At 71.2% G+C, this 21850-nt stretch carries 16 protein-coding genes; 11 read left to right on the top strand and 5 right to left on the bottom strand.

What is annotated here, in order from left to right; translation table 11 throughout:
• Positions 1-23: 23 nt before the first annotated feature.
• A complete protein-coding gene (locus tag ACQPXS_RS38660) occupies positions 24-1709 on the top strand; it encodes a carbohydrate binding domain-containing protein (RefSeq protein WP_433454093.1) in 1686 nt (561 codons plus the stop codon).
• A 60-nt stretch (positions 1710-1769) separates the two neighbouring features.
• Here the strand turns inward: ACQPXS_RS38660 and ACQPXS_RS38655 are convergent, their stop codons facing one another.
• The 4 genes from ACQPXS_RS38655 to ACQPXS_RS38640 are packed head-to-tail and all read right to left on the bottom strand — an operon-like array spanning position 1770 to position 8220.
• Positions 1770-3020 (bottom strand): alpha-L-fucosidase, encoded by a 1251-nt coding sequence (locus tag ACQPXS_RS38655; protein ID WP_433454091.1) that lies wholly within the window; start codon positions 3018-3020, stop codon positions 1770-1772.
• A 4-nt stretch (positions 3021-3024) separates the two neighbouring features.
• The gene (locus tag ACQPXS_RS38650) at positions 3025-6066 is read right to left on the bottom strand and encodes an alpha-mannosidase (protein ID WP_433454089.1); all 3042 of its coding nucleotides are present in this window, start codon (positions 6064-6066) and stop codon (positions 3025-3027) included.
• A gap of 55 nt (positions 6067-6121) precedes the next feature.
• A complete protein-coding gene (locus ACQPXS_RS38645; protein ID WP_351806881.1) occupies positions 6122-7459 on the bottom strand; it encodes a 6-phospho-beta-glucosidase in 1338 nt (445 codons plus the stop codon).
• Positions 7456-8220 carry a DeoR/GlpR family DNA-binding transcription regulator gene (locus ACQPXS_RS38640; RefSeq protein ID WP_351807052.1) on the bottom strand — a complete coding sequence of 255 codons (765 nt, stop codon included), beginning with the start codon at positions 8218-8220 and terminating at the stop codon, positions 7456-7458. Before ACQPXS_RS38640 ends, ACQPXS_RS38645 begins: the two co-directional genes overlap by 4 nt.
• 128 nt (positions 8221-8348) lie before the next feature.
• Between ACQPXS_RS38640 and ACQPXS_RS38635 the strand changes: the two genes are divergently transcribed.
• From ACQPXS_RS38635 to ACQPXS_RS38595, 9 genes are all read left to right on the top strand, one after another.
• The gene (locus ACQPXS_RS38635; RefSeq protein WP_433454087.1) at positions 8349-9437 is read left to right on the top strand and encodes a carbohydrate kinase family protein; all 1089 of its coding nucleotides are present in this window, start codon (positions 8349-8351) and stop codon (positions 9435-9437) included.
• A gap of 49 nt (positions 9438-9486) precedes the next feature.
• Positions 9487-10764 (top strand): ABC transporter substrate-binding protein, encoded by a 1278-nt coding sequence (locus ACQPXS_RS38630; RefSeq protein ID WP_433454085.1) that lies wholly within the window; start codon positions 9487-9489, stop codon positions 10762-10764.
• A 34-nt stretch (positions 10765-10798) separates the two neighbouring features.
• Complete coding sequence (locus tag ACQPXS_RS38625) at positions 10799-11773, top strand: carbohydrate ABC transporter permease (protein ID WP_433456158.1); 975 nt, start codon at positions 10799-10801, stop codon at positions 11771-11773.
• Entirely contained in the window at positions 11770-12639 is an 870-nt protein-coding gene (locus ACQPXS_RS38620) for a carbohydrate ABC transporter permease (protein ID WP_351806875.1), read from the top strand. The genes ACQPXS_RS38625 and ACQPXS_RS38620 overlap by 4 nt, the downstream gene beginning before the upstream one ends.
• 82 nt (positions 12640-12721) lie before the next feature.
• The gene (locus ACQPXS_RS38615) at positions 12722-13693 is read left to right on the top strand and encodes an alkaline phosphatase family protein (protein ID WP_433456157.1); all 972 of its coding nucleotides are present in this window, start codon (positions 12722-12724) and stop codon (positions 13691-13693) included.
• The gene (locus ACQPXS_RS38610) at positions 13690-16608 is read left to right on the top strand and encodes a glycoside hydrolase family 2 TIM barrel-domain containing protein (RefSeq protein ID WP_433454083.1); all 2919 of its coding nucleotides are present in this window, start codon (positions 13690-13692) and stop codon (positions 16606-16608) included. The genes ACQPXS_RS38615 and ACQPXS_RS38610 overlap by 4 nt, the downstream gene beginning before the upstream one ends.
• Before the next feature lie 45 nt (positions 16609-16653).
• The gene (locus ACQPXS_RS38605) at positions 16654-18480 is read left to right on the top strand and encodes a LamG-like jellyroll fold domain-containing protein (protein WP_433454081.1); all 1827 of its coding nucleotides are present in this window, start codon (positions 16654-16656) and stop codon (positions 18478-18480) included.
• Positions 18481-18601: 121 nt separating this feature from the next.
• Positions 18602-18820 (top strand): SDR family oxidoreductase, encoded by a 219-nt coding sequence (locus tag ACQPXS_RS38600; RefSeq protein ID WP_433454079.1) that lies wholly within the window; start codon positions 18602-18604, stop codon positions 18818-18820.
• Positions 18821-18828: 8 nt separating this feature from the next.
• Positions 18829-19584 (top strand): IclR family transcriptional regulator, encoded by a 756-nt coding sequence (locus ACQPXS_RS38595; RefSeq protein ID WP_365323150.1) that lies wholly within the window; start codon positions 18829-18831, stop codon positions 19582-19584.
• Between the two features lie 27 nt (positions 19585-19611).
• Here the strand turns inward: ACQPXS_RS38595 and ACQPXS_RS38590 are convergent, their stop codons facing one another.
• A complete protein-coding gene (locus ACQPXS_RS38590; RefSeq protein WP_433454077.1) occupies positions 19612-19950 on the bottom strand; it encodes a nuclear transport factor 2 family protein in 339 nt (112 codons plus the stop codon).
• 484 nt (positions 19951-20434) lie between these two features.
• Between ACQPXS_RS38590 and ACQPXS_RS38585 the strand changes: the two genes are divergently transcribed.
• Positions 20435-21835 carry a glycoside hydrolase family 16 protein gene (locus ACQPXS_RS38585; RefSeq protein ID WP_433454075.1) on the top strand — a complete coding sequence of 467 codons (1401 nt, stop codon included), beginning with the start codon at positions 20435-20437 and terminating at the stop codon, positions 21833-21835.
• Positions 21836-21850: the final 15 nt, after the last annotated feature.

Below are 21850 nucleotides of genomic sequence, written 5' to 3'. Positions count from 1 at the left end.
CCCCATCCCCACAGGGAGGTCGTGTGCGCAATCCACTCGGACGTCACAGACGTCGGCTTCTCGCTCTCCTCGGTTCCGTCGCTCTCGCGGTCGGCGGCGCCATCGCCCTTCCGGGTACCGCTCAGGCGGCCAACATCCTCACCAACCCCGGCTTCGAGTCCGGCGGCCTCTCCCCCTGGACCTGCACCGGCAATCTCGGCTCGGTCGTCTCCTCCCCCGTGCACAGCGGCTCGAAGGCGCTGCAGGGGGCGGTGACGGACAGCGACAACGCGCAGTGCAGCCAGACGGTCGCCGTGCAGCCGAACACGACGTACACCCTCAGCGGCTGGGTACGCGGCAGTTATGTGTACCTGGGCGTGAACGGCGGCGCATCGACCTGGACCACGTCGCCGACGGCGTACAGCCAGTTGAGCGTCTCCTTCACCACCGGTGCCTCGCAGACCAGCGCCACCCTCTACGTCCACGGCTGGTACGCCCAGGGCACGTACTGGGCCGACGACGTCAGTCTGGACGGCCCCGGCGGCGGGCGCGGCGGCGACACCCAGGCGCCGACCGCTCCTACGGGCCTGACCTCGACCGGCAAGACGTCGTCGAGCGTTTCTCTGTCGTGGAACGCGGCCACGGACAACGTGGGCGTCACCGGTTACGACATCTACAGCGGCTCGAACCAGGTGCTGACCGTCTCCGGCACCTCGGCCACGGTCAGCGGGCTGTCGCCCAGCACGTCGTACACCTTCACGGTGAAGGCGCACGACGCGGCCGGGAACGTCTCGGCCGCCTCCAACGCCGTCTCCGTGACCACGAACGCGGGCAGCGGCGGCGGCACCGGGTTCAAGCAGGCCGCACCGTATCTGTACGAGGGCTGGGGCGACCCGCCGAGCCCGACGACGGTGATGAGTGCGACCGGGATCAAGTGGTTCACGATGGCGTTCGTGCTGGACTCCGGCGGCTGCACCCCGGCCTGGGACGGCAGCCGGCCGCTCACCGGCGGCGCCGACCAGAGCGCGATCAACGCCGTCCGGTCGGCCGGCGGTGACATCGTGCCGTCCTTCGGCGGCTGGCAGGGCAGCAAGCTCGGCGCCAACTGCTCCTCGGCCGCCGCGCTCGCCGGCGCCATCCAGAAGGTGATCGACGCCTACGGCCTGAAGGCCGTCGACATGGACATCGAGAACACGGACGAGTTCGAGAACGAGGCCGTGCAGGCGAAGATCCTCACCGCGCTGAAGACGGTCAAGGCCAACAACCCGGGGCTGAAGACCATCGTCACCTTCGGCACCTCGACCACCGGGCCGACGTACTACGGCAACCGGCTGATCGAGCAGGCGCAGTCGCTCGGCGCGAACATCGACGTGTTCACCATCATGCCGTTCGACTTCGGCGGTGGCTCGGACATGTACGGCAACACCGTGAACGCCGCGGAGGGGCTGAAGGCCAAGCTCAAGTCGACGTTCGGCTGGGACGACGCCACCGCGTACTCCCACATCGGCATCTCCGGCATGAACGGCCTGTCCGACCAGCAGGAGACGACCACCGCGGCGATCTGGACCCAGATCCGCGACTGGGCGAACTCGCACCACATCGCGCGGCTCGCCTTCTGGTCGGTCAACCGTGACCGGCCGTGCCCGGGCGGCGGCGTGGTGAGCAACTGCTCCGGCATCAGCCAGAACAACTGGCAGTTCACCTCGATCACGGCCGGCTTCACCGGCTGATCCGTACGGTCGAGCGCGTGGGGGTGCCCAGGCCGGGCACCCCCACGCGCGCACCGGGAATCAGAACCGGCCCGAACCGCGGTACAGCTCCAGTTCCCCGTCGAGTTCCACGGCCAGCACGGTGGCGTACGGGTCGAGGTCCGCCGCGGCCGGCGGGTCGATCCACAGCACGCCGACCGCCTCGTGCAGCCCGCCGATCACCCGGTGGCCGAGCTCGGTTCCGGTGCCGAGCACGGTGATCCTGCGGACCGCCGTCGCCAGGCCCCGGACGCCGATCTCGGCGCGCGGGACGTCGAACAGGGTGAGATAGAGCGTACGGCGGTCGGCGGAGAGGGTGCTGGGACCGTAGTGGTGCCCGGCCGGCAGGCCGCGGACCGTGCCGTACACCGCCTCCGCGTGCCTGCGGATCCACTCCCCCAGCGCTTCGAGGCGCTCGACCTGCGGCTGCGGGATGGTGCCGTCCTCCATGGGGCCGACGTCGAGGAGCAGGTTGCCGCCCCCGCCGATGGTCTCGGTGAAGGTGCGGACGAGCTGCGACACCGACTTGTGGTTGTGGTCGTGGTGCTGGTAGCCCCACGAGTCGTTGATCGTGAGGCACAGCTCCCAGGGGCCGTCCGGCGGCACGATGGGAGCGCCCTGCTCGGGGGTGGCGTAGTCGCCCTCGCCGAGCATGCGCGCGTTGAAGACGACGTCGGGGACGTACGACCGTATGAGCGCGGCGAGTTCCCTGATGCGCCACTGCTCCTCGCTGCGGTCCCACTCGCCGTCGAACCACATCAGGTCGGGCCGGTAGCGGGAGGCCAGCTCGCGGATCTGGCCGTCCCGGTAGGCAAGGAAACGCTCCCAGGCCTCCAGGTCCTCGTCCTCGGCCGCTACCTCGGAGTAGCGGTTGTCCTCCAGCTCCGGCGGACGGCCCGGTTTGCGCGTCGAGGCGTAGTCGGGGTGGTTCCAGTCGGAGTGCGAGTAGTAGAGGCCGACCTTCAGGCCCCTGTCGCGCAGGGCCCGGGCGTAGGGGCCGATGTAGTCCTTGCCGAGGTTGAGGTCGCCGTACCGGGTGTCCCACAGGGCCACCCCGTCGTGGTGGCGGCTCGTCAGGACGGCGTACCGGGCCCCGGCGCGGGCGAACAGGTCCGCCCACGCCTTCGGGTCGTAGTGCGCGCCGGTGAAGCGCTCCAGCTGGGACATGTACCGGTCGTGCGGGACGATGTCGTCGTAGAACGACCAGGACTCCTGGACGCCGTCGACGGCGTAGATGCCCCAGTGGACGAAGATGCCCAACTTGGCGTCGGTGAACCAGGGTTGCATGGGCACGAGGTCAGCCCCTTCGCAGCCGGAGCGTCAGGATCTGGAAGGGCCGCAGCTCGACGGGAACACCGCCGTCGGCCACCTCGGCGTCCTCCAGCGGCCGCTCCAGCAGGTCGGTGACCGATGCGGCCGCGAGCGGGAAGCCGGTCCGCAGAACGCCCCGGGCCCGGCCGCCGCGCGACTCGTACAGCCGTACCACCACGTCGCCCGAGGCGTCGTCGGCGAGCTTCACCGCCTCCACGGTCACGCCCTCCCCGTCCACGGAGACGACCGGCTCGGGCTCGCCCGCCGAATCCGCCACCCGCAGGGGCAGGTTGAGGGCGTAGCCCTCGGCGACGGCGTCCTCGATGCTCGCGCCGGGGAGCAGGGAGTAGGTGAAGCGGTGGCGGCCCTGGTCGGCCCCGGGATCCGGGATGCGCGGGGCGCGGACCAGGCTGAGGCGGACCGTGGTCGTCGTCCCGCCGTCCTCGCGGACCGTGCGGGAGACGTCGTGGCCGTAGGTGGAGTCGTTGAGGACCGCGACGCCGTAGCCGGGCTCGGCGATGTGCACCCAGCGGTGGCCGGAGACCTCGAAACGGGCCGCCTCCCAGCTGGTGTTGGTGTGCGTCGGGCGCTGGATGTGACCGTACGCGATCTCCGCGGAGGAGTGCGGGGCCCTGATGTCCACCGGGAAGCCGGCCTTCAGGATCTTCTCGGCCTCGTGCCAGTCGATGTCGGTCTCGAAGTCGATGCGGGGGCTGCCGGCGCGGAGAGTGATCGTCTGGGTGATCGTCGAGCCCTTGCCGAAGGACCGCGCGACGCGGATCGAGCCGAGCAGCGGGGTCTCGTCGACGACCTCGATCTCCGAGACCTCCAACAGGTCCGTGTAGCGGTTCTTGTAGTGCTTGTCGATGTCCCAGGCGTCCCAGTAGTTCGGGAGGTCCGTGTGCAGGCGCAGCAGGTTGCCCTGGCCGGCGAGGACTTCGCGGCCGGCGCGCAGGTCGACCACGGAGGACAGGGTGCCGTCCGCGGCGAGCTCCACGCGGACCAGGCCGTTGTCGAGGACCCGTCCGTCGACCGTCACCGGCCGCGCGGGCGCGGCGTTCGCCAGCGGCGCGCTGCCGCTCGCGGGCACCCGCACGTACGCCGGTGCGCCCACCGCCGTGCGGATCACCTCGGCGCGGTCGAACGGGCTGGTGTTGAACACGCGGGTCCCGCCGCCGCCGAGCGCGGCCACCGCTTCGGCTGTCAGCTCCTCCACCTCCTTCGCGACCCGGGCGTATTCGGCCTCCGCCTCGCGGTGCACCCAGGCGATCGAGGAGCCCGGCAGGATGTCGTGGAACTGGTGCAGCAGCACCGTCTTCCACAGCCGGTCGAGCCTGTCGTACGGGTAGGCGTAGCCCGGCGCGTGCAGCGCGGCCGTCGTCGCCCACAACTCGGCCTCGCGCAGGCGGTGTTCGGAGCGGCGGTTGCCCTGCTTGGTGCGGGCCTGGGAGGTGTACGTGGCCCGGTGCAGCTCCAGATACAGCTCGCCGACCCATACGGGGGCGTCCGGGTACTCCTCGCGGGCCTTGGCGAAGAAGGCGTCCGGGTGCTCGACGACGACCTTGGGCGAACCCTCCAGGTCCCGCAGACGCCTTGCCCGCTCCATGATCTCGCGGGTGGGGCCGCCGCCGCCGTCGCCCCAGCCGAACGGGGCCAGGGACCGGGTGGCGCCGCCCTTCTCGGCGTAGTTGCGCACCGCGCGGGACATCTCCTCGCCGCTGAAACAGGCGTTGTAGGTGTCGACCGGCGGGAAGTGCGTGAAGATGCGCGTGCCGTCGATGCCCTCCCACCAGAAGGTGTGGTGGGGGAACTTGTTGGTCTGGTTCCAGGAGATCTTCTGCGTGAGGAACCACTCGTTGCCCGCGAGCTTGGCCAACTGCGGGTAGGCGGCGCTGTAGCCGAAGGAGTCGGGCAGCCAGACGCCCTTGGTCTCGACGCCGAAGTGCTCGATGAAGAACCGCTTGCCGTGGATCAGCTGGCGGGCGACCGCCTCGCCGCCGGGCAGGTTGCCGTCGGCCTCCACCCACATGCCGCCGACGGGCGCCCACTGGCCCTTCTCGACGGACTTCTTGATCCGCGCCCACACCTGCGGGTAGTTGTCGCGCACCCACTCGTACTGCTGGGCCTGCGAGCAGGCGAAGACGAACTCCTCGTACTCGTCGGCCAGGGACGTGACGTTCGAGAACGTCCGGGACGTCTTGCGCTTGGTCTCGCGGATGGGCCACAGCCACGCCGAGTCGATGTGCGCGTGGCCGACGCCGGAGATGATGTGGGCGCTGGCGTGGGCGGGCTTGGCCAGCACCGGCTTCAGGGCTTCGCGTACGGCGGGAGCCGAACCGGAGATGTCGTCCAGGTCCAGCAGGTCGAGGGCGCGGTCCAGCGCGTGCAGGATCTCGTGCCGGCGCGGCTCGTGCTCGCCGAGCTCCGCCATCAGCTCGCGCAGCACCTGAAGGTCGAGGTCGAGGTGCCAGACCTCCTCGTCGAGGACGGCGAGGTCGGCGCGCCTGAAGGTGTACAGCGGCTCGGCGCCGGCGGTCAGGACGTCGCCGAGCGGGGTCGGGGCCGCGAAGTCGCCTGCCAGGATGTCCGGGTTGGAGGCGGCCTCGACCAGGTAGTGCACAGCCTCGCCCCCTTCCGCCGGGTTGGCGATCGCCACGTACTGGTTGAGCGGGTTGACCGCCTTCAGCGGGGTCCCGTCGGCGAGGTGGACCAGGGCCTCGGCCTGGTTGCCGGGCCAGTCCCCGACGAAGCCGAGGTCGATGACCGCCTCGACGCGCCTGCCGGCCCACTCGGCGGGCACCTGTCCGCTCATCCGGAACCAGGTCGTGCCCCAGGGCGGCCCCCAGGGAGTGCCCGTCGCGAAGGGCTCGTACGGCGCGGCGGCGGCCTCCTCGAAGGGCACCGGCTCGCCCGGCGCCTGCCAGGCCTCGACCGCGAGGGGGGTGGTGGCCGCATAGGTCGCGGGCTTGATGCGCTGGTGGTGGAGGCGCTCGGCGCGCTCCTCGATCCGGCGGCGTTCGTCGTGCATCAGAGGTCTCCAGTGCGGGGGAGCAAGCGGTGGGCAAGCCCTTTCCGGCGGGCGTTCACTTGAGGTACGCGAGGCCAGGATGGACCTCGGTGTACCCCTCGACCAGCCGACGGGCCACGTTCACGGAGTCGACCAGCGGGTGCAGCGCGAAGGCCTTCACGGCCGTCGTGCGGGAGCCGGACTCGGCCGCGGCGAGGACCTCGCGCTCGACGGCCTTCACGGCGCAGACCAGGCCGGAGGCATGGCCGGGCAGCGGGTCGACGGCGACCGGGTGGGCGCCGTTGGCATCGACCAGGCAGGGCACCTCGATCACGGCGTCCGCGTCCAGGACCGACAGGGTGTGCTGGTTGCGGACGTTCAGGATGAGGGTGGTGCGCTCGTCGCGGGCGATGGCCCGCATCAGGGCCAGGGCGACCTTCTCGTAGCCGCCGGAGAGGTCGTCGGCCTCGCGCTCGCCGGCGCCGGCCGTCTCCCGGTTCTCCGCCATGTACGTCGCCTCGCGCTCGGCGCGGGTGCGGTCCCAGGCCTCGAGGGCCGACACGCCGGAGCGGACGGCCTCCTCGTAGAAGTGCGCCTGCTGGTCGCGCAGGAAGGCGCCGCGGGTCTTCTCGGCCTGCTGGTAGGCGCGGACGGCCTCGCGGTTGAAGTAGTAGTAGTGCAAGTACTCGTTCGGGATCGCGCCGAGCGACTGGAGCCAGTCGACGCCGAAGAGCTTGCCCTCCTCGAAGGAGCCGAGCAGGCCGGGGTCGGCGAGCAGGCGCGGGAGTTCGTCGCGGCCGGCGACGCGCAGGCCGCGGACCCAGCCGAGGTGGTTGAGGCCGACGTAGTCGATCCACGCCTCCTTCGGGTTCGCGCCGAGCACGCGGGCGATACGGCGGCCGAGGCCGACCGGCGAGTCGCAGATGCCGATGACGCGGTCGCCGAGGTGGCGGGACATGGCCTCGGTGACGAGACCGGCCGGGTTGGTGAAGTTGATGACCCAGGCGTCCGGGGCGAGCCGGGCGACGCGCTGCGCGATGCCGACGGCGACTGGGACGGTCCTCAGGCCGTAGGCGATGCCGCCCGCGCCGACCGTCTCCTGGCCGAGCACGCCCTCGGCCAGGGCCACGCGCTCGTCGTTCGCCCTGCCCTCCAGGCCGCCGACGCGGATCGCCGAGAAGACGAAGTCGGCGCCGCGCAGCGCCTCGTCGAGGTCGGTCGTGGCGGTCACCCGGGGAGCGTCCTCGGCCCTGGCGGCCTGCTCGGTGAGCACACGGGTCACCGCGGAGAGCCGGCCGGCGTCCAGGTCGTGCAGCACGACCTCGGTGACCCGCCCCTCGCCGCGGTCGCCCAGCAGCGCGCCATACACGAGCGGCACCCGGAACCCGCCGCCGCCCAGAATCGTCAGCTTCACGTCTGCACCTCTCCTGCCAGGACCACCTCGACGCCCGCCTCCTCCAGCGAGGAGCGGGTCACCGGGTCGACCGGCGCGTTCGTCACCACCACGTCCAGGTCCTCGGGACCGCAGACCCTCGCCATGCCCGTACCCGGGAACTTGGCGGAGTCGGCCAGCAGGACGACCTTGTCGCCGGCCTTGATCATGGCCCGTTTCACCGGCACCTCGACGACCGTCGTGTCCATCACCTGCCCGCCCGGGCGCACGCCGCTGGTGCCGAGGAAGAGCCAGTCGGCGTGCAGCTGACGCAGGTTGTCCTCGGTGAGGAAGCCGACCAGGGAGCGGTACTCGCGGCGGACCATGCCGCCGAGCAGGACCAGCTCGATGCCCTCGTCGTCGGCGAGTTCCTCGTAGACCACCAGGTTGCTGGTGATCACGGTGAGGCGGCGGCCGTGCAGCTGACGGGCCAGCCGGTAGGCGGTGGTCCCGATGTCGAGCAGCACGGACTGGCCGTCGCCGATCATCGCCGCCGCCCGCGCGGCTATCGCGTCCTTCTCGGCCACGCGCACCTCGGCGACCTCGGCGAAGGGCTGGTCGCCCTCCTCGACGACCGCCCCGCCGTGCACACGCGTGAGCAGACCGTCCTCCTCCAGCTTGACCAGGTCACGCCTGATCGTGGCGGGGCTCACACCCAGTTGTTCGGAGAGGTCGGTCACGGACGCGGGACCGCCGGAGCGCAGGGCGCGCAGGATGAGTTGGTGTCGTCGTTCTGCCAGCACACCGCGCACACTACTCGTCATCTTCAATCATTTCCATGCTCACTTCTGCTCGGGTATTGACCAATCCCGCGAGGCGGCGCACGATTCCGGTCATAAAAAATGACGAGTTTTGACGAGAGGCGGTGCGCGTGGACGACGACAGGCCCGACGTGCTCCTGACCGGGCTGCTGTTCTACGACCTCGTCCTCACGGGACTCGGGAAGCCGCCGACGCCCGGCCAGGAGATCTGGACGGCCGGCATGGGCTGCGGCCCGGGCGGCATCGCGAACCTCGCGGTGGCCGCGGCCCGCTTCGGTCTGCGCACCTCGCTGGCCACGGTCTTCGGGGACGACTTCTACGGCGCGTACTGCCGTGACGTCCTGTGCGACCAGGAGGGCATCGACCTCTCGCTCTCCCGCACCGCCGACGGCTGGCCGACCCCCGTCACCGTCGCGCTCGCCCTCCCCCACGCCCGGCCCGGCTCGCGCGGCGGGACCCCCGTCACCGACCGGGCCCTGGTCACCCACGGCCAGGAGCCGCCGTACTCGCAGGACGCGCTCATGGGCGACCCGCCCGAGGCGCGCACCGCCCTCGTGCACCTCGAGGCAGAGCCCCGCGAGTGGCTCGCCAAGGCCGCCGCGAACGGCACCCGCATCTACGCCGACGTCGGCTGGGACCCCACCCAGCGGTGGTCCACGGACCTCCTCGACCAGCTCTCCCTGTGCCACGCCTTCCTCCCCAACGAGACCGAGGCGATGGCCTACACCCGCACCGACAGCGCGCGGGCGGCACTCGGCGCGCTCAGCGAGCTGGTCCCGGTGGCCGTGGTCACCCGGGGCGGCGACGGGGCGATGGCCGCCGACCAGACGACCGGCGAGTACGCGGAGGTCCCCGCCCTCGACGTCGACGTGCTGGACGCCACGGGCGCCGGGGACGTGTTCGGCGCGAGCTTCCTCGCGGCCTCGCTCGGCGGCTGGCCGCTGGCCGAGCGGCTGCGCTTCGCGGTCCTCGCCGCCGGGCTGTCCGTCCGCCACCACGGCGGCGCACTCGCCGCCCCCGGCTGGTACGGCGTCGACCGCTGGTGGCGCTCCCTGACCGACCCCGACCTGAAGCGCGCGTACGGCTTCCTCGCGGACCGGCTCCCGGCGGACGTCGGCCCGCCGGTCCGCCACGCCCCCGTGACTCCGCCGAACCCTCACCCGCCCGTCGGCCCACGGGCTTCCGCACGGCAGCACTGACTCCCATCACGCCCCTCAGCACCGCGAACAGGAACAACAGGAGTAACCCGTGGACCTTTCTCGTAGAGGCTTCCTCCAGGCCGCCGCGCTCACCGCGGCCGCCTCCGGCCTGACCGTCGCATGCGGCGGCGGCTCAGGATCGAGCGGCACCAAGAACGGCAAGGACCTCACCTTGTGGTACTGGGGCGGCGCGCTCAGCGACAAGGTGGTCGCGGAGGCCAAGACGCACTTCGGCGGCCAGGTGAAGCTGACCGTCTCGTCCATCGGCGGCGACTTCAAGCAGAAGCTCACCACCACCCTCGCGGCGGGCACCTCCGTGCCCGACATCACCGGCATCAAGGGCGAGGACATGGCGTCCTTCCTGCCCAACGCCGGCCGCTTCCTCGACCTCAACGACCTCGGCTTCAAGACGATCTCGCACCAGTACCTGGACTGGAAGACCAAGCTCGCCCAGACCGCCGACGGCAAGCAGATCGGCTTCCCGATCGACATCGGTCCCACCGCGCTCTTCTACCGCGAGGACCTGTTCGCCAAGGCCGGGCTGCCCACCGATCCCGCCAAGGTCGCCGACCGGGTCAAGACCTGGGACGGCTACTTCGCGCTCGGCACCGAACTGAAGGGCAAGGTGCCCGGCACCTTCCTGGTCAACAACATCAGCTCGGTGTTCAACATCGCGGTCGGCCAGGGAACCCAGCGGTTCATCGACAAGAACAACCACTTCATCGGGGACCAGGACCACATCCGCACGGCGTGGACCACGGCGGTCCGTCCCTACACGCTCGGCATCGACGCCAAGATCAACGACAACACCTGGAACGCCGCCGTCGGCAAGAACCTGGGCACCGAACTCGGCGCGGCCTGGCACGCGCTGGACATCGAACAGGCCGCCCCGCAGACCAAGGGCAAGTGGCGGGTCTGCGCCAATCCCGGCGGACCGGCCAACCAGGGCGGCTCCTACCTGGCCCTGCCCAGGCAGTGCCGCAACCCCGAAGAGGCGTTCAAGATCATCAGCTGGATCCTTAGCCCCGCCAACGACGCCCGCGGCTTCACCGACGCCGCCATCTTCCCCGCCGCCCCGGCCGCGTACTCCATGCCGGCCATGACGGGCCCCGACGCCTTCTTCGGCGGGCAGAAGATCATCGAGGTCTTCGGCCCGGCCGCCAAGGCCATCCCGGACAGCTACGAGGCACCCGCCGACGCCGCCGTCATGGCCCCTTACATGACGGAGCTGACCAACATCGAGGCCAAGGGCAAGAAGCCCGACGACGCCTGGAAGGACGCGGTCAGCCAGGCCAGGCAGATCGCCCGGCGACAGGGGGTGAACTGAGGTGTCCTCACCTCCGGTCACCGACCCCGCCACGGTGCCCGGGCACCGTGGCGGGCCGGGCCCCGCCCGGTTCCGCCCGCGGCGCGCCACGCCCGCGGGCGCCGCCCGGCCCGGGCGGCGCGGGCCGCTGTCGTACTGGCGGCAGTACCTCGCGATCTCGCCCTTCTACCTGGTCTTCATCGGCTTCTCGTTCTTCCCCGTCTTCTACTCGCTGTATCTGGCCTTCCAGCGCTGGGACGGCATGGGCACCATGCAGTTCGTGGGTCTGCAGCAGTTCCGGTTCCTGTGGTCGGACCCGGTGTTCTGGCTGTCGATCCGCAACACCCTGGTGATCTGGGTCCTGTCCACCGTTCCCACGCTCTTCGGCGCCCTGGTGCTGGCGACCCTGCTGCACTCGGTGCGCCGCTTCAAGGGCTTCTACCGCATCGCCCTCTACGTGCCCAACGTCACGTCGATCGTCGCGGTGGCGATCTTCTTCGGCGCGGTGTTCAGCAACAACTTCGGTCTGGTCAACGCGATCCTGGGCACGGTCGGCATCTCGCCCGTCCCGTGGCTCAGCAACCCGTGGCTGATCAAGCTGGTCATCGCGCTGCTGATGACCTGGATGTGGACCGGCTACAACATGATCATCTACCTGGCCGGTCTGCAGGCGATCCCGACCTCGATCTACGAGGCGGCGAAGATGGACGGCGCCGGCCCCGTCCGCACGTTCTTCCAGATCACCATCCCGATCATGCGGCCGATCATCCTGTTCACGGTCGTCATCTCGACCATCAACGGCTTGCAGAGCTTCAGCGAACCCCAGGTCCTGTTCGCGAGCAACGCCGCCAACGCGAACCTCGGCGGCCCGGGCCAGGCCGGTCTGACCACGTTGCTGTACTTCTACCAGTCGGCCTTCCTGAACAACGACTACGGCTACGGCGCGGCCATCGTGTGGGCCTTCTTCGTGCTGATCCTCGTGCTGGTCGCCATCAACTGGCGCCTCACGCGAGGAAGGAGGAAGTCATGACGACAGCGGACACGACGCGTCCGGCCACGGGCGCGCGGCGGCTGCGCCGCCCCAAGGGCCTGACCGCGCACATCATCCTCATACTGGCCGTCCTGATCTCGGTCTTCCCCTTCGTGTGGACGATCGTCATGGCGACCAACACCACCCAGGACATCTACAAGAGCCCGCCGAAGCTGACGTTCGGCTCCCACCTGCTGGAGAACATCCGGCACGTGCTCCACACCATCGACTTCTTCGGGTCGATGCTCAACACGGTCGTCGTCGCGTGTGTCACCACCGCCCTGGTGCTGTTCATCGACTCCCTGGCTGCCTTCACCTTCGCCAAGTTCGACTTCCCCGGCCGCAAGCTGCTCTTCGGCACCCTGCTGCTGTTCATGATGCTGCCGCTGCAGCTGGCGATCCTGCCGCAGTTCATCCTCATGTCGAAGATCGGCTGGGTCGGCATGCTCAAGGCGCTGGCCCTGCCCTCGCTCGCCAACGCCTTCGGCATCTTCTGGCTGCACCAGTACATCCAGAACGGCGTTCCCGACGAACTGCTCGACGCCGCGCGCATCGACGGCGCCGGGTTCTTCCGGCAGTACTGGAACATCGCGCTGCCGATGATCAGGCCCGCTCTGTCCTTCCTCGCCATCTACGCCTTCGTCAACTGCTGGAACGACTACATCTGGCCGCTGGTCGTGCTCACCAACCCCGACCACGTGACCCTGCAGGTGGAGCTGGCCCAGCTGAACGTCGGCCACACCACCGACTACAGCATGGTCATGGCGGGGGTGCTGATGGCGGCCCTTCCGCTGGTCGTGGTCTTCAGCATCTTCGCCCGCGGGTTCATCGCGGGCGCCACCGAAGGAGCGGTGCAGGGCAGCTGAACCGGTGTCGCGAGAGAGGTGACCGGTGACGTACGACGTCGGCGGGGGGCGGCCGGGGCGCGGCAAGGTGCTCGTGGTGGGCATGGACGGGTTGCGCTTCGACCGGCTGCCCCTCCCCCGGCCTCCGGCCGGAGGGACCCCCATCTCGCCACTCCCCCAGCCTCCGGCCGGGGGGACCCCCATCTCGCTACGCTCGCCGTCCACGGCACCCGTGCTGCACGGCCTGATGGCAGCGGGCGCCTTCGGCACCAGCCTGCTGCCCTACGGCGAGGTGGACGGCCAGGCCGAGGACGGGCCGTCGACCAGCATGGCCTACACCGACTCCGGACCCGGCTGGTCGAGCGTGCTGACCGGGGTGTGGCCCGACCGCCACGGGGTCAGGGGCAACGACTTCGCCGGCGCCGACTACGCCCGCTATCCCGACTTCCTCAGCCGCGCCGCCACCGCACGGCCCGGTCTGCGCGCCGCGGCCGCGGTGTCCTGGCCGGAACTGGTGCGCCGCGGCACCCTCGGCCCCGCCATCGGCCGGCGTGCGCACTACGACGGCGAGTCCGACGGCTACGACACCGCCGACCGCCTTGTCGCCCGCACCGCCGCACGCTGGCTCACCGAGGACGACCCGGACCTCGTGTTCGTGTACTTCGGCGCCACCGACGAGGCCGGCCACGCCACGGGACCCCTCAGTCCCGCCTACGACCACGCCCTGCTCACCCAGGACACCCACCTCGGGCGGTTGCTGGAGGCCATCGACACCCGGCGCTCCGACCCCGCCCATGCGGACGAGCACTGGACCGTGCTGGTCACCACGGACCACGGACACCTCGACACCGGTGGCCACGGAGGCGACACGCCTGCCGAGCGAGGGGTCTTCGTGGTCCTCGCCGAGCCCGGCGCGCCCGGCGGCACCCGGCTCCCCACGCCCCGCCTCATCGACATCGCCCCCACCGTCCTGGACCGGCTCGGCATCCCCGTCGACCCCGCCTGGGGCCTGCAAGGCCGCGTCCTGGCCGGCTCCACGCCACTTTCGTCACCACCGACTTCGGAATGGTCATGACCGACGCACTCCTCGCCCTGCGCCCCTGGCGGGCCCCCGAACTGACCTCCTGGGGGCGCCTGCCCACGAACGCCGTCGACCGGCGCTCCGGGGCCCTCTCGCTGGACGGCGACTGGCGCTTCCAGCTGCTGCCCGCTCCGGACGCACCGGTCGGCGGGACCTGGTCCTCGGCGTACGTCCCCGGCGCCTGGACCCTGCAGGACACCGACGACCTGCCGCAGTACACCAATGTCCGCATGCCGTTCCCCGACATCCCGCCCGGCTCCCCCGCCGCCAACCCGACGGGTGTGTACGAGCGCGAGATGGACGTCCCCGCCGACTGGGCCGGACGCCGGATCGTGCTCCAGGTCGGCGCCGCCGAGAGCGTGCTCCTGGTGCACGTCGACGGGCGGCCCGTCGGCATCTCCAAGGACTCCCACCTGGCCGCCGAGTTCGACCTCACCGACGTCGTACGCGCCGGTGGGCGGTCGGTACTGCGGCTGACCGTGGTGAAGTGGTCCGACGCCTCCCACATCGAGGACCAGGACCACTGGTGGCACGGCGGGATCACCCGCTCGGTGCTGCTGTACGCGACGGATCCGCTGCATCTGGCCGACGTGACCGTGCGGGCGGGGTACGACGGCGAGCTGTGCGTCGACTGCCAGGTGCGCGACACGCGCGGCACGCTGCCCGGCGGGTGGTACGTCAGCGCCGACCTGGAAGGAGAGCTCCTCGCACAGGACGCCGGGTTCGACCGCCTCAACGCCGAGGACGAGCGGGTCTCCGACTTCCTCGGCGAGGCCCGCGTCCGGACCACCGTGCCCGAGGTGCGCACCTGGAACGCCGAGACGCCGGAGCTGTACGACCTCACCGTCCGCCTGCACCGCCCCGACGGAACCGTCGCCGACGCCTCGCACCACCGCATCGGCTTCCGCGACGTCGAGATCGCCGGCCGCGACCTCCTGGTCAACGGCGAGCGCGTCTACATCCGGGGCGTCAACCGGCACGACTTCCACCCGCTGACCGGCCGCACGGTCTCCCGCGACGACATGCGCGCGGACCTGGTCCTGCTCAAGCGCTTCGGCTTCAACGCGATCCGCACCTCCCACTACCCGGGCGACCCGGCCCTGTACGACCTCGCCGACGAGCTCGGCTTCTACGTCGTCGACGAGGCGGACATCGAGTCCCACGACCACGCCCACGAGATCGCCGACGACCCGCGCTATCTGAACGCCTTCGTGGACCGGGTCTCGCGGATGGTGCTGCGCGACAAGAACCACCCCTCGGTCATCATCTGGTCGCTGGGCAACGAGTCCGACTACGGCGCGAACCACGACGCCGCCGCGGGCTGGCTGCGCCGGCACGACCCCACCCGGCCCATCCAGTACGAGGGGGCCGCCAAACTCGACTGGTCGGCGACCGACGACGCCTCCGACATCGCCTGCCCCATGTACGCGCCGATCGAGGACTGCGTCGCCCACGCCCTGTCGGGCCGGCAGACCAGGCCCCTCATCCAGTGCGAGTACAGCCACGCGATGGGCAACAGCAACGGCACGCTGGCGGCCCATTGGGCGGCCATCGAGTCCACGCCGGGTCTTCAGGGCGGGTTCATCTGGGAGTTCTGGGACCACGGAATTCTGCAACGCGTGAGCGACGGCAGACCCGCCGGGCGCGCGGGCGCCGGGCTGTACGACAACGGTGTCACCGCACCCGGCCACCGCTGGGCCTACGGCGGCGACTTCGGCGAGACGATCCATGACGGCGCCTTCGTCGCCGACGGGGTCGTCTTCCCCGACCGCACCCCGAAGCCGGCGATGTTCGAGCACCGGGAGATCGCGGCGCCGGTCCGCATCGAGTGCTTCCGGCACGAGGGCATCGTCCTCGGCAACCACCAGCACTTCCGCGGCCTGGGCTGGCTGGCCGGCGAGTGGGAGCTGGTTCTGGCCGACGGCAGGAGGCTGACCGCGCCGGCGGACCTGCCCGACCTGTGTCCCGGCCAGACGGCCGCGGTGCCGCTGCCCTTCGAGGTGCCGCGGGACGGCGGTGAGGCCTGGCTGACGCTGCGGGTGACCGTGGCCGAGGACCAGCCCTGGGCGCCGCGCGGCACCGAGGTGTGCGTGCCGCAGGTGCGGCTGCGCGGGCCAGCCGTACGCGAGCAGGTCCTCGTGGACCGGCCCGTCGAGGTGGACGCCGAGGGCCTGCTGGTCCATCCGCTGCTGACGGCCGCCCCGACGCTCTCGCTGTGGCGGGCGCCCACCGACAACGACGAACTCGGCGGCATCGCCCCGCGCTGGCGCGACTGGGGGCTCGACACGCTCGTCCGCAAGGTCGTGTCGGTACGCCGGGACGGCAACCGCACGACCGTGGACGCCGAGTACGCCGGCACGGTCGGCGTCGTACGGCACCGGCAGGTGTTCACTCCGGTCGAGGGCGGCATCCGCATCGACGAGGAGGCCGGGCTGCCGGACGAGTTCCACGACGTGGCACGGGTCGGCTCGGTCTTCGAGACGGTGGGGGGCCTGGACCTGCTGGAGTGGTTCGGGCAGGGGCCGTGGGAGTCGTATCCCGACCGCGGCGCGGGCGCGCCCGTCGGCCATCACCGCCTCCCCGTCGACGAGTTGTTCACCCCCTACCTGCGCCCCCAGGAGAGCGGCGGGCGGCACGGCGTACGGCGGTTCACGCTGTCCGCGCCGGACGCGACCGGTCTGGCGGTCGAGCTGGACCAGCCGCGGCAGGTCTCGGTCACCCGGCATCGCGCCGAGGATCTGACCGCCGCGACGCACCATGACGAACTGGTGCCGCGTACCGGGTGCGTGGTGCACATCGACGCGGCGCACCGCGGGCTGGGCACGGCGTCGTGCGGCCCGGACACCTTCCCCGAGTACCGCATCAAGGCGGGCGTCCACCGCTGGAGCTGGACCCTGCGCGTTCTGTAACCCCCCGCGCCCTTCCCCCGTCACGTCACCCCTCACGGAGCACACGTGTGTACGTCGCATGACCACAGCCAGGGCGAGGCCGCGCAGGCCGGTGCCGGACGACGCGGTTTCCTCAGGGCGACCGCGCTGCTGGGCGCCGCCGCCACCGCCTCGGTCGCCCTGCCGGCCGCCGCCGAGGCCGCCTCGCAGAGCGGTTGGCGGCCCGATGCGCAGAGCCGCCGCTTCACCCTCGCGGTGATGCCCGACACCCAGTACCTCTTCGACGGGCCCAGCATCAACCCCGCGCCCATCGAGGCGTCTTTGCGCTATCTGCTGGAGCACGGCGGGGAAGAGAACATCGTCTTCCTGTCCCACCTCGGCGACCTCACGCAGAACGGCGCCGAGGAGGAGTTCGCCGCGATCAGCGAGGCGTTCGGGCTGCTCGACCGGCGGGGCGTCGGCTACAGCGTCCTGGCGGGCAACCACGACATCCGGTCGTCGACGGACGACCAGCGCGGCTCGACCCCGTACCTGGACGCCTTCGGACCGCAGCGGTTCAAGGGCAAGCCGACATTCGGGGGCGCCTCCGCGGACGGCTACAACACCTGCCACCTGTTCAAGGCGGCCGGCCGCGAGTGGCTGGTGCTGGCGCTGGACTGGCGGCTGTCGGCCAAGGGCTACGCGTGGGCGAGGGACGTGCTGGCGCAGCACCCGAGGACGCCGGTCATTCTCACGACGCATGAACTCGCCGTGGCCGACGACCGGTTGTCCGACTACGGGCAGCAGCTGTGGGACCAGCTGATCGCCGACCACGACCAGATCTTCCTGACCCTGAACGGCCACTACTGGCCCGCGGGCCGCGCGATCCGCAAGAACGCGGCCGGCAACGAGGTGCACCTGCACCTCACGAACTACCAGAACCGCTACTTCGGCGGCGCGGCGATGATCCGCCTCTACCACTTCGACCTGGACCGGAACGTCATCGACGTGGAGACGGTCTCGCCGTGGATCCTCGGCCGGGCCAAGAAGGGCCTCAACGAGCTGGAACGGCAGGAGATGGAGCTCAGCGGCGACGCGGACCGCTTCTCCGTCGAGATCGACTTCGCCGACCGCTTCTCCGGCTTCGACCCGGTACCGCCCCGCCCGGCGCGGCCGGCCTCGCAGATGCTGGTCCGGGGGACGGTCGCGTACTGGCGCTTCGAGTCGCCCGTGTCCGGCACCGTCCGCGACCTGTCCGGCCACGGCAACGACCTGAACGTGGTCTCGGTGGGCGGCGGCACGCTCGGCTGGTCGGCGGACCACCACCCCGACCAGCCCGGCCACGGCAGCCTGGAGTTCCAGGGCTACAAGTCGCCGCTGAAGGGGGCGTATCTGAGGACGGTCGACGGTGCCCCGCTCGACTCTGCCACCTTCGAAGACGGTTACACCATCGAGGCGTTCTACTGGCTGCCCGCCGACTGGGACGCCTCGCACAACGCCTGGTCCGGCCTGGTGAGCCGCACCGGCCGCAACGGCTCGGTGGGCACGGTCACGGACGACCCGGACGAGCCGCTGGCCACGCTGTCCCTCTCCGACGGCCCCGGCCCGCAGTGGGCCGTCCACCCGCTCAACCAGCAGCAGCTCGCCACCAACTGGGGCGACGAGACCGCCCGCGAGACCTGGTGGCACCTTGCCGTGGTCAACGACGGACGGCACACGACCATGTACGTCCAGGGCTGCCCCGTGGCTCGCAACCCGCACGCCCCCGCGATCGGCATCGCCTCGTCCGGGCGCCCCTGGCTGCTCGGCGGCTACGAGTACGCGGACAGGATCGACCAGATCCTGCACGGACGCCTCGGCGACGTCCGGATCGTCTCCCGCCCGCTGCCCGTCGCCTCCTTCATGACGCACTGACCGCCGCCCCGTGCGCGCCCTGGCCGACGCCGGTCACACCCTCTACGCGGGCATCCGGCAGACGACCGGCCGCAACGCACCCGCCGTGGCCGGCCTGGACCGGTAGGCGGCCGAGCACGGCGTGTCCCTGTACGCCGTCGAGCTGGACGTCACCTCCCAGGACTCCGCCGACGCGGCGGTGGACCCCGTGCTCGCCGCCGAGGGCCGACTGGACGTGGTGGTGCACAACGCGGGCCACATGGTCACCGGCTCGTCGTCCTGCGCCCACCGGCCGCGGCCGGGCGGCGTGGAGCGGGGTCGTCGGTTACGATCCCGGCCGGGACGAACGGCGACAGGGTGAGGTGGTCCGTGAGCGAGCGCTCCGCGGCCGACCGTCTGCTGGCCGTGCTCGCCGCGTTCGACCACGAGCACCCCGCCCTGTCCCTGACGGACATCAGCCGTCGGGCCGGGCTCAGCCTGACCACCGCGCACCGGCTGGCGGGCGCCCTGACCGCGTGGGGCGCGCTGGAGCGCGACGCGTCCGGGGTGTACCACGTGGGGCTGCGGCTGTGGGAGGTGGCCGCGCTCGCGCCGCGCGGTCTGGGCCTCAGACAGCTGGCGCTGCCGTACCTGGAGGACCTGTACGAGGCGACGCACGAGAACGTGCAGTTGGCCGTGCGCGATGGCGCGGAGGTCGTCTACATCGAGTGGCTGTCGGCCCGGTCGGCGGTGGGCGTGCACATCCGGGTCGGCGCGCGCTGGCCGCTGCACGCCACCGGCGTCGGGCTGGTCCTCCTCGCCCATGCCGATCCGGATGTGCAGGAGGAGTACTGCGCCGGCCCGCTGGCGGCGTTCACGCCGTACACGATCACGGATCCGGTGCGTCTGCGACGTACGCTCGCCGAAGTGCGCCGGGCCGGCGTGGCCGTGAGCGAGCGTCAGGTGACGGAGGACGCGCTGTCGGTGGCGGCGGCGGTACGCGGGCCGGGCGGGGACGTGGTGGCGGCGGTGTCGGTGGTGGTGCCCCGGGCGGGCGCCCAGGTGCCGGCGCTGGCTCCGGCGGTACGGCTGGCGGCCCGGGGAATCTCGCGGGCGCTTGGCTGGCGGCCGGAGCGGCGGGCATGAGAAGTGCGGGTGCCGGGCGGGGAGCCTTCAAACCCGTCCGCCGAAGAAGACCTGCACCTCCCGGACGAGTCCGTCGCGGACGGTGATCGCCTCCATGTTGCGGTAACGCTCGCCGCTGGTCAGCTCGTACTCGTACTGGACGAACACCACTTCGGCGTCGGCGGCGACGAGGTGCAGGATCCGCTGCTCGGTGAACCGGTCCGCGGTGGGGAAGCAGCGCTCGAAGAACGCCGCTTTGCCGATGCGGTCGTCGCGGGGGCTGGTGAAGGTGAAGTCGTCGGCGTAGAGGGGCAGGGCCGCCTCGCGGTCCTGTGACCGGTAGTGCCGGAAGGCCGCCTCGACGACGCTCGCCGGAGATCCGTTCATGCGCTGTCCTCAGTCGGTCGGAGGGGACGAGGAGGGGTGACTCCTCACGGGCATCTCAGGAAGCACCCTCCGGATTCAAAGGAGCATCCCAGACAAGCCTCGCAGGATGCCCAGGCACCGTCGGGAGAACTCAGGAAGGCGTGTCGTGTCAGTGGCGCACATTTCGAACCGGTCCGGACGGCAGCCTCGGAGGTGGTCCCGGCGCGGTCTGCTCGCCGCGCTCGGCGCGGCACCCGCCGCGGCGGCCCTGGCGGGGTGCGGTTCCTGTCCTGGGCCGACTGGAAGGCGGGCAGCGCGGTCTGAGCCGGTACGGGCGGCTTCACCCCGTGAACTCCCTTGCGGGTCAAGGACTTTCTTTGTTTCACGTCTTGACGGCCGCAGGGGCGGGGAGCACATTGGCGGCACCTTGAGAGCGCTCTCAGCTTCGGCATGGGAGCGCTCTCACACCCCCCGCACACTCCCCGTACCTACCGAGAGGCCTCCCATGAGCGAATCCTCCGGCATCCCCAGACCCCGCCCCCTGCGGCGCGCGCTGGTCGCCGCCGTCGCCACGCTCGGCCTGGCGGTGGCCGTCGCCACGGCCGCCACCGCACCCGCCGGCGCCACCGCGCCCACCCCTCCCTCGGGCTGGTCCCAGGTCTTCCTGGACGACTTCAACGGCGCGGCGGGCTCCGGCGTGAACACGTCCAACTGGCAGTACGACACCGGGACTTCGTATCCGGGCGGGGCCGCGAACTGGGGCACCGGCGAGGTCGAGACGATGACCTCCAGCACGAACAACGTGGCCCTCGACGGCAGCGGCGACCTGCTCATCACCCCGCGCCGCGACGCCTCCGGCAACTGGACCTCCGGCCGGATCGAGACCACCCGGACCGACTTCCAGCCCCCGGCCGGCGGCAAGCTGCGCGTCGAGGCCCGCATCCAGATGCCCAACGTCACCGGGAACGCGGCCGCCGGCTACTGGCCCGCCTTCTGGATGCTGGGCGCGCCCTACCGCGGCAACTACCAGAACTGGCCGAGCGTCGGCGAGCTGGACGTCATGGAGAACGTCCAGGGCCTGAACAAGACGTGGGCCACCATGCACTGCGGCACCAACCCGGGCGGCCCCTGCAACGAGACCACGGGCCTCGGCAACTCGACGGCGTGTCCCAACACCACGTGCCAGTCGGGCTTCCACACGTACACCATGGAGTGGGACCGCTCGGTGAGCCCGGAGGCGATCCGCTTCTACGTCGACGGCGTCAACTACCAGACCGTCACGGCGAACCAGATGGACGCCACCACCTGGGCCAACGCCACGAACCACGGCTTCTTCGTCATCCTGAACGTGGCGATGGGCGGCGGCTTCCCCGGCGCCTTCGGCGGCGGCCCGACCAGCGCCACGGAGCCCGGTCACCCGATGGTCGTCGACTACGTACAGGTCCTGCAGTCCTCGGGCAGCGGCGGCGGCACCACTCCCCCGCCGCCCGGCAACCGCGACGCCTACAGCGCCGTCCAGGCCGAGTCCTACGACAGCCAGTCCGGCATCAGCACCGAGACCACCACGGACACCGGCGGCGGCCAGGACATCGGCTGGATCGCGAACGGCGACTGGGCGCTGTACAAGGGCGTGAACTTCGGCTCCACGGCGGCCACCCAGTTCTACGCCCGGGTGGCGAGCGGCGCGGCCGACGGCGTCAGCGGACTGGTCGAGGTACGCCTGGACAGCCGGAGCAACGCCCCCATCGGCAGCTTCGCCGTCGGCAACACCGGGGGCTGGCAGTCCTGGCGGACGATCCCGGCCAACATCGGCTCGGTCACCGGCACCCACGACGTGTACCTGACCTTCACCAGCGGCCAGCCGGCCGACTACGTGAACGTCAACTGGTTCGACTTCGGCCACTGATCGGCCGGCGACAGG

The sequence above is a fragment of the Streptomyces sp. CA-142005 genome (genome assembly GCF_050942335.1).
Taxonomy (GTDB): Bacteria; Actinomycetota; Actinomycetes; order Streptomycetales; family Streptomycetaceae; genus Streptomyces.
Note: the sequence above shows the minus strand (reverse complement) of the source record. Positions and strands in the feature narration are given on the sequence as shown.